The organism is Pseudomonas sp. SM4, assembly GCF_051913165.1.
Lineage (GTDB): Bacteria > Pseudomonadota > Gammaproteobacteria > Pseudomonadales > Pseudomonadaceae > Aquipseudomonas.
Map to the genome: position 1 here is coordinate 70,803 of NZ_JBODOE010000009.1, position 14,826 is coordinate 85,628.

Annotated in this window: 8 protein-coding genes; 6 read left to right on the plus strand and 2 right to left on the minus strand. The window is 59.8% G+C overall.

Annotation, left to right across the window (positions count from 1 at the left end; translation table 11 throughout):
• Positions 1–59: 59 nt before the first annotated feature.
• The 3 genes from ACQ4MY_RS17865 to ACQ4MY_RS17875 all read left to right on the plus strand — a co-directional run bounded on the left by ACQ4MY_RS17865 (position 60) and on the right by ACQ4MY_RS17875 (position 10,387).
• The gene (locus tag ACQ4MY_RS17865) at positions 60–1,085 is read left to right on the plus strand and encodes a histone deacetylase family protein (protein WP_440095999.1); all 1,026 of its coding nucleotides are present in this window, start codon (positions 60–62) and stop codon (positions 1,083–1,085) included.
• Positions 1,086–1,235: 150 nt separating this feature from the next.
• On the plus strand, positions 1,236–5,828 hold the full coding sequence (locus tag ACQ4MY_RS17870; protein WP_440096000.1) for a hypothetical protein: 4,593 nt from the start codon (positions 1,236–1,238) through the stop codon (positions 5,826–5,828).
• Complete coding sequence (locus ACQ4MY_RS17875) at positions 5,825–10,387, plus strand: dermonecrotic toxin domain-containing protein (RefSeq protein WP_440096002.1); 4,563 nt, start codon at positions 5,825–5,827, stop codon at positions 10,385–10,387. The genes ACQ4MY_RS17870 and ACQ4MY_RS17875 overlap by 4 nt, the downstream gene beginning before the upstream one ends.
• 2 nt (positions 10,388–10,389) lie before the next feature.
• On the opposite strand, the gene pdxR is transcribed toward ACQ4MY_RS17875, so the two are convergent.
• Positions 10,390–11,943, minus strand: coding sequence for a MocR-like pyridoxine biosynthesis transcription factor PdxR (gene pdxR, locus ACQ4MY_RS17880; protein ID WP_440096003.1), 1,554 nt, complete (start codon positions 11,941–11,943; stop codon positions 10,390–10,392).
• A gap of 92 nt (positions 11,944–12,035) precedes the next feature.
• On the opposite strand from pdxR, the gene ACQ4MY_RS17885 reads away from it, so the two are divergent.
• The 3 genes from ACQ4MY_RS17885 to ACQ4MY_RS17895 are packed head-to-tail and all read left to right on the plus strand — an operon-like array spanning position 12,036 to position 13,800.
• A complete protein-coding gene (locus tag ACQ4MY_RS17885; protein WP_440096004.1) occupies positions 12,036–12,659 on the plus strand; it encodes an FMN-binding negative transcriptional regulator in 624 nt (207 codons plus the stop codon).
• Between the two features lie 10 nt (positions 12,660–12,669).
• The gene (locus ACQ4MY_RS17890; protein ID WP_008078822.1) at positions 12,670–13,116 is read left to right on the plus strand and encodes a GNAT family N-acetyltransferase; all 447 of its coding nucleotides are present in this window, start codon (positions 12,670–12,672) and stop codon (positions 13,114–13,116) included.
• Positions 13,117–13,128: 12 nt separating this feature from the next.
• Positions 13,129–13,800: a GNAT family N-acetyltransferase gene (locus ACQ4MY_RS17895; RefSeq protein WP_440096005.1), complete on the plus strand. Its 672-nt coding sequence runs from the start codon at positions 13,129–13,131 to the stop codon at positions 13,798–13,800.
• 63 nt (positions 13,801–13,863) lie between these two features.
• Here the strand turns inward: ACQ4MY_RS17895 and ACQ4MY_RS17900 are convergent, their stop codons facing one another.
• Positions 13,864–14,763, minus strand: coding sequence for a homocysteine S-methyltransferase family protein (locus tag ACQ4MY_RS17900; RefSeq protein WP_008078826.1), 900 nt, complete (start codon positions 14,761–14,763; stop codon positions 13,864–13,866).
• Positions 14,764–14,826: the final 63 nt, after the last annotated feature.

Consider the following 14,826-nt stretch of genomic DNA (forward strand, 5'->3'; position numbering starts at 1 on the left):
CGATTTGTCTCGCGCCGCAACACTGGGGGCAACCGAACCAGCCTTGCGGAGAACAACAAATGCTGACGATCTACTCAGACGATCACCACCTGCACCATGGCCGCTGCGAACTGATCGATGGCCAGCTCAAGCCGTGCTTCGAAATGCCCTCGCGCGCCGACCACGTGCTGCAACGCGTACACAATCAAAACCTCGGCCCGGTCGAAGCACCCAAGGATTTCGGCCTCGAACCGATCGCCCGCATCCACAGCCGCGACTACCTCGACTTCTTCAAAGGCGCATGGGATCGCTGGACTGAATTCAACACCGACGGCGACTTGCTGCCCTACACCTGGCCCGCCCGCACCCTGCGTGCGATAAAACCGACCAGCCTGCACGGCCAGCTCGGTTATTACAGCTTCGACGGCGGCGCACCGATCACCGCCGGCACCTGGCAAGCGGCCTACAGCGCGGCGCAAGTAGCCCTCACCGCGCAAGCAGCAATCCAGCGCGGCGCTCGTGCGGCCTTCGCCCTGTGCCGCCCACCGGGACACCACGCCGCCAGCGATTTGATGGGCGGTTATTGCTACCTCAACAACGCCGCCATTGCCGCACAAGCGTTCCTCGATCAGGGCCACAAGAAGGTTGCGATCCTCGACGTCGACTATCACCACGGCAACGGCACGCAGTCGATCTTCTACGAGCGCAGCGATGTGCTGTTCACTTCGATCCACGGCCACCCGGAAGCGGAATTCCCGTTCTTCCTCGGCTACGACGATGAGCGCGGTGAAGGCGCCGGTGAAGGCTGCAACTTCAACTATCCGCTGCCCGCCGGTTCCGGCTACGACGTCTGGAGCGCAGCGCTGGAACAGGCCTGCGACGAAATCGACCGCTACGGCGCCGACGTCATCGTCGTGTCGCTCGGCGTCGATACGTTCAAGGACGATCCGATCTCGCAATTCAAACTCGACAGCCCGGATTATCTGGCAATGGGCCAACGCATTGCCGCCCTCGGCAAGCCAACGCTGTTCGTCATGGAAGGCGGTTACGCGGTCGAGGAAATCGGCATCAACGCGGTGAACGTGCTGGAAGGTTTCGAGCAGTAAGCCCGACAGACTGGCGCATAAACTGACCCGCCACTGCGCGGGTCTTTTTTTGCCTGCGATAAATAGTTACCACCAAACGCCAAAGCCCCCCCGCTACCTTCGCGAATCCGATGCTGCGTTTTGCAGCCTCATCGTCAGAAGGATCTGAACATGCTCAACAACGAGCCCGATTCTCAACCCAAGTCCGCCCCACCCAGCGACCTGCTGACACAGCTTGTCACTGGCCCGGCCCTGCGCGAAGTCGCCGCAACGGTGCTGCGCTCGGCACTGGCCGAGCTGTACCCGGCCCTTGAACTTGACCCGGATCTGGTCATGGTCGGCACGCCCTCCTGGATCAGCGACGGTGAGCAGATCATCGCCGGTGATACCCGTTTCGAGTCCCTGACCGACGCCCTGCTGTGGCACGTGATCGCCAGCAAACCGGTGATGTACATCGACGGTGAACAGTTCCTGACCCGACAACCGAGCGCCAACCCGTCCATCCAGTTGCCCGTCAATATCGATGTCATCGGCCGGCAGCTCAACACACTGGCCGCGGTGCTGTTTACCGCTTATCAGGAACAGCAGCTGGATTACTGGAACCAGCACACCACGTCCGACACACCTCGCTGGGTGGAGCTGTCGCTGGCCTTGCGCGCCCGCTGGAACCTCAAGCGGGTCAAAGGCTGGGACGCCGATCAACAGGCCCTCGCGCGCCTGGTGTTCAACTATCCCGACCGCGCCCTGCGCCAGCCCCATGACCCTTACCAGACGCGGGCCTGCCTGATTGATCTGGATCGCGGTGGCGCAGCCGCGCAGCACCTCAACATCATGGACATCGCGGTGGTCATCGGCATGCAGGCTGAGCGCACGCTGATCCTCACCCACTCGGTGGTCCTCGGCTTTCGCGCCCATCCTTCACTGGACGCACTGAGCGACTACCTGAGCCGGTTTGTTGGCGATCTGCCACCGCAGAGCCCGCTTGAGTGGCGGCTAGTCGAACCCGAAGGCAATTTTTTCGACACCCAGGCTTGCACCTTGATCGCCCTCCAGGCTCAGGCGCTGGGCGAGCTCGATTTCAGCGACAACGCGGCGAGCACTGCCCACGACACCAACGCCCACCACGCGCACAACAACGACGCGCGCTTCAATCGCATCGACCCGTTATTACCAGAGTGGCTGAGCCGAGCGAATTCCAACGACCTCAGTGCGTTCAGCCGCCACCTCATGGAGTTGGCCGCCATACGGCAGAACAGTGCCACTTCATTTGAAGATGACATCCCGCCGATTCAGCGTTTTGCCCTGAATAACATCAGCCTGCTGATGCAAAAAAAACACCCCGAAGCCAAAGACCTGAAACTTGAAGATCTGCGTATCCGCATCACCAGTCCGGTGGTCTGGGGTACTCAGGCCACCGGCACCAGCGAGACGCTGATCCTGAGCCTGGCCGAACTGGCTCTGGAAAACCTGATCGCGGAACCGTTGGGCGATAAAGAACTGTATTTCCTCGGCGCGCAAAGCGTTCCCCACTGGCTGACGACCGTCTATGTCGAAGAGCTGGTCACCACGCTCAATGTCGGTAAAACCTACCCGGCGCGGATCAAGGATCGACTGATCGATGACCCGGTCAAGTCGGCCTATCTGGAGGATCTGTACAGCCGTCACTTGCGAGTGCAACTGCCGCTGCTCGCGCTGCAAAACAAGATCCGCGGCGAAGGCGGCATTGATGAGCAGGGTTATCGTTACGTCGTCGCGGTGATGAGTACCGACGGTGAAAGTCGCCGCGTCGACGATCAGGAAATCGTCATCCGGCCACTGTCGTTCGTCCTTGACCAAAAGGCCGATGACAGCGCTGATTCCGTCACCAACATGTTCGTGATCGGCCCGCGTGACCCGACTAGAGGCCCGTGCCTGCTCTACCGGCCCCTGCTGGATAACGCACTGACTCAGTACCCGACACCGGCGAGTCTGATCTACGCCATCAAGCATTCGAAAAAGATCCGCGAATCGGTACTCGCCTGGTTGCCGGATCGAGTGCGCGCCACTTATTCAAACTACATTTTCCACGGCGACTTGCCCGACCTCGCGGTGCTCGCCGAGCTGCTGACCAATCCGCTGCTTAACGTCAACCTCAATAGACCGGTGAGGCTGGGCGGCGACGTACTGGCCGGTGATTACCTGCCTGCTTTGTTCAAGGCCAATGCCCACGCGCTGATCGATCTCGCCGACCGGCAATCGGTATCAAACGCCGAAAGTCATTGGGCGACGCTGAAACTGGGGGCGTGGAAACTGTTTAACGCGGTGCTGCCATTTCTCAATCCGACTTTCGGCGCGGCGGTGTGGATCTGGCAGATTTTCGATGACCTGCAGCAAACACTTGAAGCTGCACAAAACGACGACCACGAACTGGCTGCCCACGCCCTCACTGACCTGCTTCTGCAATTGGCCATGGTGCTGGCCCATCGCGCGGCCACGCGGGGCAGGCCGACTCGCCGGATCGGCGAAACCGAAGCGCAGGGCAAAAACACAGTCGTTGAAACACCTGTGCACCCGGCGAAAATCCAGATGAAACAGCTCGCGGACATTTCATCCGTCGACTTGCCGGCCAGCCATCAATTGGCAATCCATAGCGATGGCGCGCTCAATCGCACGCCCGTCAGCCTTGGTCAGGCTCTGGAACGCTTTGCCATCAGCAAGCCGCCCGAGTTGGGACAACCCATCAATGAGGGCCCGCAACAACACCTCTATGCCAGCGACGACAAGCTCTACGCCAATGTCGGATCGCGCTGGTTCGAGGTTCAACTCAACGACCAGCACGATGTACAGATCATCGACTCCCGCCACCAGCCACCACGCCCGGGGCCCCTGCTGGTACATAACCTTCAGGGGCGCTGGTTCATCGATACGCGCCTGCGGTTGCGCGGTGGCGGGCTCAAAAGCCGCAGAGCCGAAGTGCTGCGCAAGAATGCACAGCGGGTCGACGAACTGCGCCAGCAACTTAAACAATTCGACAACCAGCTGGGGCCGACTAAGGCGGCGTTGGTCGCTGCGCGCAAGGCGATGCTCAGTGCGCCGGATGCGACCTATCCCGCCCACGAAACGGTATTTCTGCAAAAGCTTGAAGCACAGATCCGCGCCTACGACGGCGCCATCAGCTCGGTCAAAGAGCTGAACCGCTTCGATGCCGTTCCGCGTTACCGCGCCTCGATGATCGAGATGCTCAGAACCCAGCTGTTTTTCAATCAGTCGTGGATCGATCAGATCGAAACGGCATTCAAGTCGTCGCTGAACGAGACATTGAAGCTGCTGGCCGGTGAGGAGCTAGGGATCAAGCCGGCTGATCTGGGCCCTTACAAAGAGATGCTCAGACTGACCACCCTGATGATCCAGCGTACAGAAATGGCTCAAGCGAGTTTTCTCGAACTGAACATTCTCGGCAAAGAAGCCGCGCAAGTTGCCAGTGATTTCAAGAGAAAACTGCCGGATTACGAAGTACCGGACATGAAAGCGCTACGGGTAACGCTGACGCGTCCGTTCTGCGTCAAAGAAGGCAACAGCGCCAGGCTGGACGCTGTTCGGGAAAACCTCGAACGTCTGGTCGACGAGGCCGATCTGGCGATTCAGAACTCGCTGGATCTGCAACGTGAGGATCATGTCCTCAGCGATAGCCAACGTATCGAGCCGCTCAATGCATTGGTCGATCAGTTCGCCATCATCGACTCGCGATTACGTGATCTTGCGCTGCAGTCAGCCGCAGAGCTGATACCCGACCAGCTAGAGCAATTGCAATTACACATCAGCGAATTCAGCCAGCAAAGCACCCACCAACTGACTCAACTGTTGCGTGACCGTGGACCTCAGCAGCCACAGCCCGGCCCGTCACGCGCGCCGGTAAAGAAAGCCATCAAAACGCGCTTCAAAGGCACTCAGCTCGCGGTGCCACGCAAAGAAGCCGAGGGTCACGTGCAATTGGCGGATGTCAAAGCCAGCCTGACCGGCAGAGTACTGGCAACCTTTCACAAAAAGGAACCGGGCGTTTGGGTGCAACGCCTGCGCAGCAAACCTCCGAAAATCCTGCCACCGAGAAGTTTGAGCAGCCTGATGAACTCGGGGCAATCCTTGCTGGATGCGCTGCAGGGCTTTATCGAACGGCAAAAAAGTCTCGCTCATGAAGCGAACCGGCTGCCGATCGAAGTCGAAGAATCGCTGAACCACCACGCCAATCAGTTGCACGATACCGCCAGGGCCATCGAACAGGCGTTGCGTTCTGCGCCCTCTTCAAATGCCCAGGCGAACACCGCGACCCTGCTCAAAGAAAAACTCGACGCGGCGGTGAAGCAGCTCAAGACCGAGGGGCATTCACTGCGCGTGAGCATGACCAAACGCCAGTTGCCCACAGCGCCGCGCGTCGAATGGCTGGTGGCGCAGCAAGAGGTGACGATCGCAGTGATTGCCGGTCGGCGTCGGCTCAAAGGCCCAAGGAAAGACTTTCTGCAGGAATATGAAATTCGCGACCGCAAAACCAACGCCGTGCTGTGGTACGCGCACTTTCATTACGAGCGCGCCGACACGGTTGCCGAGTTGTTCAGCGCCGCCCACCTCAAGACCCGAGACCAGCGCCTGTTAGGCGGAGCCTACAACCTGAGCAGTGCGTCCAGCACACAGGATGTGATTGCCATCTACCGCAGCGAGATCGGCGTGCAACTGGCAAAAAACCTGTTCTTTGCTGTTACCACACCTTCCACATCGCAGGCTCACGCATGAATCCAGTCATCACATTGGCTTCCAGCCCGTCCACGCCATTGCTCGATAAAAGCCGTCTGGTCAGCCTGACCAGCCATGGTCCGACGCTGGCAGGTGTCGCTACGCAAATGCTCAGCGAAGCCTTGAACGGGTTATATCCCGAGCTGGCGCTGAATCCTGACAAGTGCATGATCGGTACACCGCAATGGCGTGAACAAGACCATCAGATCGTTGCCGACACCACTCGTTTTGAATCCCTGAGCCACGCGTTGGTACGCCTGAATTTGTACGGCGCCTCAGCCAACTTTCTTGCCGCTGAACACTTCCTGACCACAGAACCCGACGCGCCAACGCCGACGCATCTGGCCGTCGACATCGAAGAGATCGGCCGCCTGCTTAATGAGTACGCGCCGCTGTTGTTCGTCGAGTATCAGGAACGCCAACTGGATTTCTGGAACAGCAGCAGCCGCTCCGAACCGCATTGGCAAGCACTTGCCGACTCTTTGCGCACAGCCCTGGACGTCAACCAGGTGCAGGGCTGGAACACCGAAGAATGTGCCTTGGCCCGGCTGATTTTCACCACGCCGGACAAGAACATTCGATTGGCAACTCAGGGTGACTTCAGCGACATTCAGGCCGGGCTGATTGATATCGACATTCTCGAAAGCGCTGGCGCAACTCATCTGTTGCTCGGTGGCGCGCTGGTCATTCGCGCTCTTCACGAAGGGCACGAGCGGGTGTTGATGTACACCATCGAGAGCGGCTACGAGTCGTTTGCGTCGATGGATGCGCTGGGGGCGTCGTTGCCCTCGCGCCTCTCCGAACAGCTGGACGGGCATCCGATGCAGTGGCGGTTGTTCGAGCCTGACGGCAACATCTTTGATCACATGGCCTGGGCATTGGTGGCTTCGCAGCTCGACGCCATTGTCGCGATCAGTGCCAGTGACAGCGACAACCCCTCCGCTGCGGCCACCCTGACGGAGTCGGTGATGCCTGTCGACGAGCAGGCCCGACTCGATCAACTCGACGCAGCAATTCCGGATTGGCTGCACAACGCCTCCGCCAAAGACCTCGCCGCTTACAGTCGATACATCACCGGCCTGGGCAAGCTGTACCGCGACCCGCAGGTCAAAATCAGCAGAGATCTGATCGAACCTATCGACCGTTTTGCCCAGCGGCTCATGCACGAAGCGATTGTTCGCGACAAACACGCCGAAGGCGCCGCCGCCCTGCCGCTGGATGATCTCGAGATCAGCATCACCAACAGCTTTACCGCCGGTGATCTGACGTTGCCCAACGTGCTCGACACCTATTCGCGCTCCCTGGGCGAATTCGCCCTGGAAAACACCACGCCTTATCAGGCCAGTCTGCGTTTCAAACACGGCGAGCCTGTGCCGGCCTGGCTGACAGTCGATCTGTTGGTGCGGCTGTCAAAGCAAGTCGATATCGGTCAGGTCTACCCGCAGTTGATCAAGCGCAGGTTACTCGACGACCCACAGGAGTCGGCGCGTCAGGCAGCGCTGTATCACCAGCAGTTGCGCCTGTTGCTGCCCCTTGCCGCGCTGGAAAACAAGGTTCGCGCGCAGAACGGTTTTGATGAAACCGGTTTTGCCTACATTCGCCAATTGGTCGGCGAACCCGTTGTGTCTTCACAGCGGATTTCCATCTGCCCACTGACGTTGATCCCGCAGCATCGACTGGTCAGCGCCGCGGACACGGTCACCAACATGTTCATCATCGGCCCGGGCGATCCGGACAATGGTCCGTGCATTCTGTACCGCCCGCTGTTTGAGCCGACCTTGAGGCAATTCCCGTCGCGACAGAATCTACTGTACGCCTTGCATCAACCGGGCGAACTCAGGGATTCGGTACTGGCCTGGCTGCCCGATCGCAACCTGAGTTTCGAATACGCCCAGTACGTATTCCCCGTAGGATTGCCGTCGCCCTGGCTGATCACTCAACAGCTCTCCGATCCCAACCTGCGTCTGGGCGGGCTCGGTTACGTGAGTTTCGGCCATGTCGAAATCAACGGAGACCGGCTGCAGACGCTTTTTGAAAACAACGCTCGGGCCATTGTCGAACTGGCGGATCGTCAATCGCTGTCCAACGCCGATCAGCGCTGGCTGTTGCTGCAGGAAAGCAGCTGGAGCCTGTTCAATGTCGCGTCGAATTTTCTCAGCGGCGCCCTCGGGACAGCCGTTTGGGTGTGGCAAAGCATTGAGGAAATCCAGCAGGCGCTCGACGCGCATGAGCGCGGTAATCGCCTCGGCGAGTGGACTTCACTGGGCAATGTGCTGTTGACGCTGGGGATCATTCTGACCCACCGCGCCGTGCGGCAACGACGTCGGATTTCGGGCACGGCAGGCACCCCACGAACGGTCATTGAAGTCCCGCGCAAAATCGAGGTCGCCCCGGTGAGCTCACGTTTTCAGCCAATGCCTTTGCTCAATGAACTGCCGCCTGAACACAGTTCATCGCTTGAAGTCGGCGGCTCAGTGCCACGACGCAACTCCGCCGAACTGGGGCGCTATCTGGATTCGCTGAAAGTGACACCGCCCGACCTGAAGCACGAAGCGTTGATCACGCTCAACGTAGAGCCGCCTCACCTCTACCAGCTCGGGGACAAGACCTACGCGCAGGTGCGCGAACGCTGGTTTGAAGTGCGCCTGGACCCCGAGGATCAAGTCACCCTGTGTGTGCCTGGCGATCCGACGCGCAGTGGCCCGCTGTTAACTCACGGTCTGCAGGGATTGTGGTACATCGACACCCGTTTGCGCCTGCGCGGGGGTGGCCGCAAAAGTCGTCTGCAGCATTTCAAGCACGCCAACGAACACCGAAAACAACAACTTGAAGACGCATTGAAGGCGTTCAAGGAGCGCGAAAAGATCCTCCAGGCCGAGTTGGACACGACGTTCAACGAAAAGCTCAGGGCAGCCCCACCGGCAAGCGCAGCCGCCACGCGCGCTTACGGGCAAAAAGTGGAAACGGCCATCAACGAGTACGCAACGGCGCTGGATCAACTGCGCGAATGGCGCACCAAGGGCGGCACGGTCGGTTATGTGTACGACATGGTGCGCATGACCACAGAACTGCACAAAAACATCTCGGCGTGGTTTTTAATCAACAGGAATGCCTACGATGCAGCCACGCATGCAATGGCCTTCAACGTACCCGCCGATCAACCAATCCCCCGCCAGATCTACGTCGACACCATCACCCGTTCGATCCATCTGGGCCAGCAACTGGAAGAGAAACTGACCCTGGCTCGTACTTCCCTTGAGCAGCTCAAGGCGCTTGGTAAAACCGGCATCATCACAGCGACAAAACTTGAAAACCTGATGTCCCGTGCTACCGCGCTGGATTTCAAAGCTAATGAAATCGGCATGTCCAACGAGCTGTGTCTGGAAGACCGCGGTGGCCCGCTCATGGCTCAGGCTCGCGAAGATGTCAGTAGCATTATCATCAGTGCGGCGAGAGCAGCGCATGAGCTGGCTGTGCAGATCAATCCCGGAACACCCTCAGCGACACCCGCTGCGGAGCTGGAACGGATGAACCACTTCCTCGAAACCTTCAACGATGCCGACGAGCGCTTGCTCGAGCTGCCCGATACTCACCCGGGACTGGTCAAGCGCGCCCCGGTGATGCATCTGCGCACGGTGATCGAAGAATTTCGGCAAGTGGCGCAGACCCGTCTCGACTCTCTGCTGCTCAATGAAGAATCCCTGCAGATCACCGAGACGTCACAATCCGAGCGCCCCGGTCCATCGCGGGCGATGATCAAGGTGCACAAGTCCCGACCACGCGATCCAGCCCCCGCAGCCCCTGCGCAAAAACCCGCTGAAGCAGTGAACAAAATACTGCCAAAATCATCTCCGCCACCGACGCCGGCTCGCGACGATATCGACACCATAAACAATGCCCTGGATCTCACTCTCGATTACCCCAACTTTCTCAAGCGTACCCGCAAGGATGCGCTGCGGCCCTCACGTATTCCTGCCGACATGCAGGACATCCATGATCAGTACGCGCTGAAACTGGAGCGCAGTGCTGACGAGGTCGAACAAGCGCTGAAAAACTTGCGCGAAGCCAAAAAAGAGCAGCCTCCAGTGGCAGAGCTGAGTGCTGAACTGCGTGAAGCAGCCCGACATGTCAGGCAGGAAGGCGTGAATATCCGCGCCAGCCTGTACAAACTGCGCAAGCCGACGCAAACCGCCTTCAATTGGATGTACGAGCAAGCGCAGGTCAATCTCGTACGTGATGAGCGCGGACGGATTGCAACGAAACAGTTCGGCGATTACTTTCAGGAATTCCGGATTCTGGACAAAGCCAATCACGATCGGCCGCTGTGGGTCGCGCACTTCCATTACAAAACGCTGCAGACACCGTCCGACCAACCAACGACGGCTCACCTGAAAGTCGCCGACGGCTACCTGGAAACGCTCACCGTGGATCAGCAAAAATCATTGAATGCGTTTGATCGGGTCAACGGTGTTTTGCGCAAACTGACTGATCCGGCACTGCGCAAACTGTTCCTCGATCTGCCTGTGCTGGAGGAGTCTGCCGTCGAAGAAAACCCTTGAGCTCAGCCCCGCCAAACCTTTCGTAAACGCCCGAGTGCCGCAGTGATCGCGGCCTCGGGCACGGCGGCAAAACCCAGTACCAGGCCGGCGTGCTGATCCGCCGGCAAAGTTGAATCCGGCAGCCAGTAACTGCTTAAACCGTTGATCTCGACATCGACGCTGGCGGCCAGAGCAATCAACTGTTGCTCACGGGCCAATGTGTCCACGGGAATAGTCAGATGCAGACCGGCCGCGACACTCGGCAAGCTGCCAACGCCGGGAATATCGCTCGGCCATCCGGCCAACAAGGTATTGCGCCGGCTCAACGCTGCACGGCGCATCCGCCGAATGTGTCGCTGAAAATGCCCGGCCGCCATGAACTCGGCCATCACCGCTTGGGTGCTAACTTCCGAGTGGCGCACGTCCACCGCGCGGCGCTGGGAAAAGGCGTCCACCAACCCCGGCGGCAACACCAGATAACCCAGGCGCAGCGCCGGGAATGCGACTTTGCCGAAGGTGCCGACGTACAACACCCGCCCCTGCCGATCGAGCGCCGCCAATGGCGCCAGCGGTGCGCCGGTGTAACGGTACTCGCCGTCGTAATCGTCCTCGACTATCCAGCCTTGCGTGCGCTCGGCCCACGCCAGCAATTCCAGACGTCGCGCCAGACTCATCACCACGCCGGTCGGGTATTGATGAGACGGCGTCACATACGCCACTCGGCAATCCGTCGCCGCCGCCAATGCCGCGCAATCAATGCCCTCCTCGTCCACCGCAATCCCACGCAATCGCGCACCCGCTACAGCGAACGCATGACCCGCCGCACGGTAGCCCGGATTTTCAATGCCGACGCCATCGCCCGGCTCCACCAGCAACTGTGCACAAAGGCTAATGCCCTGCTGCGCGCCACTGGTGATCACAATTTGCTCAGCGCTGCACTGCATACCGCGCGAACTGCGCAGATAGGCGGCGATCATCGCGCGCAAACGCGCATCACCGGCCGGATCGCCGTAACACAGCTGCTGCAAATCCGGTTTGCGCCAGAAAGCCGCGTTCAGCTTGGCCCAGACCTCAAAAGGGAACAGATCGAAGGCCGGCACACCGACACGAAAAGCACGCGGCGGACCACTCGGCGGCTTGGCCAAATGGTTGTTTTCAATACGCGAAAAAGTAGCGCTGTGGATAACTTTACTGGATGGAATCACAGGTAAATCCAGCCAATTTGTGGATAAGGCTGTGGGTAAGCCTGTTGAAAACCCTGTGGATACTTTTGTGGATAGTTTTTTCGCCGAGGGCGGCGGCGCCGATAATTGCGCGACGTAAGTACCGTCGCCAACGCGCCCTTCGATAAAGCCTTCGGCATACAACTGATCGTAAGCGCGCACCACGCTGTTACGCGAAATCGCCAATGCCGCCGCCAGATCGCGACTGGCCGGCAGCCGCGTGCCGCTGACGAGGCGTCCATCGAGCACGCGCAAACGCAGCGCCTGATACAGCTGGCGGCTCAAACCCTGGCGCCGATCCAGCTCGATACCGGCGGGATTGAAGGGCATGGACAGCGATGGCGAGTCAGGCATGGCAATGGACCTATGAAATTGGTCGGCAATGGCTCTTACAACAGACCAATAGCCTGCCTAGGATGCAGGCATTCGCCAAGGAAAATCTGTCCATGTACACGCCGCGCGCCTTTGCCATCGAAGAACTGTCCCAACTGCACGAACTGATCCTCGCCACCCGTCTCGCCATTTTGGTGACTCACGGCGAAAACGGTCTGCAAGCCAGCCATGTGCCGGTGCTGCTGCATTGTGAACAAGGCGAGTACGGCACGCTGTACGGGCACTTGGCCCGCGCCAATCCACAATGGAAAGACCTGCGCGACGGCGCCGAAGCCATGCTGATTTTTGCCGGTGCCGACGCCTACGTCAGCCCGGGTTTTTACCCGAGCAAAGCCGAGCACGGCAAAGTCGTGCCGACCTGGAATTACATCGCCGTGCATGCCTACGGCCACGCCGAAACCTTCAGCGATGGCGGACGCCTGCTCGACATCGTCAGCACCCTCACCGACCGTCATGAAGCCGGCCGTGCCCAGCCTTGGTCAGTCGCCGATGCGCCCGCCGATTACATCGACGGCATGCTCAAGGCGATTGTCGGTTTTGCCATTCCCATCGACCGTCTCGAGGGCAAGCGCAAACTCAGTCAGAACCGCAGCGCCGAAGACATTGCCGGCGTGCGTGAAGGTCTGGCCGCCAGCCCCGAAGTCAACGATCAAACCCTCGCCCAATTGATGCGCTAAGGAAATCACCATGAGTCAGATCGACATTCGCCAGGTCAGCGCCGCCGACCGCGCCGCGTGGCTGCCGCTGTGGCAGGCCTACCTGCGTTTCTATAACACTGAACTGCCGGACGCCGTGACCGACAGCACCTGGCAGCGCTTCCTCGACCCGAGCGAACCGACTCATGCAGCGTTGGCCTGGGCCGATGGCAAAGCGGTGGGCATGGTGCATTACATCTACCATCGCTCGAACTGGAGCATCGAAAACTCCTGCTACCTGCAGGATTTGCTGGTGACCGAGGAAACACGCGGTACCGGCGTCGGCCGCCTGCTGATCGAACACGTTTACGCCACCGCCAAGGCTGACGGTTGCTGCAAAGTGCACTGGCTGACCCACGAATCCAACGCCACCGCGATCCAGCTCTACGAGCGCATCGCCGAACGCCCGGGTTTCATCCAGTTTCGCAAAGCCATTTAAGGAGAGGTACGCATGATCATTTCACCGGCTGACTGGACAGGCGTCCCCGCCCCCACCGCCACATTGCTTGAAGGGCGTTTTATTCGCCTCGAACGACTCGACCCGGCGCGCCACGGCGAACAACTGTTCGCCGCCCTCGAAGGCCCCGGCGCCGACCCGAAACTCTGGGATTATTTGCCCTACGGGCCGTTCCCGGAACGCAGCGTTTTCGACGCCTGGCTGAACAACCATGCGGCCGCCAGCGATCCGTATTTCTTCGCGGTCATCGACCGCGCGAACAACCAGGTGCAAGGCATCCTCAGCCTGATGTCGATCGTCCCGGCGCAGGGCCGCATCGAGATCGGCCACGTCACCTTCGGCGCGCCGATGCAGCGCTCGCCGAAAAGCACCGAGGCGGTGTACCTGCTGGGCAAATACGCCTTCGAACTCGGCTACCGCCGCCTCGAATGGAAATGCAACAACGGCAACGCTCGCTCAAAATATGCCGCCGAACGTCTGGGCTTCAGCTTCGAGGGCGTGTTCCGCCAGCACATGGTGGTCAAGGGCCAGAACCGCGACACCGCGTGGTACTCGATTGTGGATTCGGAATGGCCGGCGATTGGCGCCGGGTTCGCGCGTTGGTTGAGCGATGAAAACCAGACGCCGGATGGCCAGGTGAAAGGGTTGGTTGAGTGCCGTAGCTGAGGCGCAAAGCAAAAGATCGTCCGCACGCGGCCCGAGCCTTCGGACGATCTTTTGATCTGTTTTTCACCCCAGCTTTTGCGCCAGCACCGCAATGTGCTCGGGGCCGATCCCGCAGCAACCGCCCAAATGGCTGGCACCGCGCTGCTGCCAATCTATCGCCCAGTGCAAGTAACCCGGCGGATCAAGATCCTCGCGCAACGGATCAAGCCCATCATTGGCCGTTGCCTCTTCTGGCTGCGGCGGAAACGCATTGGCGTAAGCGCCGATATGAATGTTCACCCCCAGGCGTTCGAAGGTTTCACGCGCCGCGTCAATCGCGGCACCGATCACTTCCGGCTGACTGCAATTGAACAGCAACGTCTCGACGCCCAACTCAGCCGCCACTGCTGCTGCTTCGGCGACCGGTTCACCAGAGCGCAAGCGCGGTACTTCATCGATGTCTTCGTCCTTCAAGGTGAACGACAGCCAGAACGGCTTGCCGTCCTGCGGTAAACCATTGTGGATGGCTCGCGCCTCAATGATCGAGCTCTGGGTTTCCGCCAGCCACAGATCAACATGCGGCGCCAGGCCGTCGACCAGCGGCGCCAGCAACCCGGGCGCGCGTGCGGCTTCGAACAAGTCCGGTCGATAGGAGCCGAACAGCGGTGGCAACGAGCCGGCCACGCGCACGGTTTTTCCCGACGCCTGCACCGCCCGCCGCGCCAATTCACCCGCCAATGCCGCCAGCGCCTGCCCTTCAGCGGCGAAGCGCTCTGCGCCGATATGAAACGGCACCACCGCATAACTGTTGGTGGTAATCACATTGGCACCGCTGGCGATATACGCCGCGTGTACGGCCTCAACCGCTTGCGGCGCTTCGCTTAACGCCAGCGCCGACCACTCCGGCTGCCGAAATGGCGCCCCGGCGCGCTGTAACTCACGGCCCATACCGCCATCGAGAATAATCGTGCTGCCTGCGCCCATATGCTTTTCACTCATATGCTTATGAAAATAACTCACTATCAGAGTCGTTCTTATAACTATTTA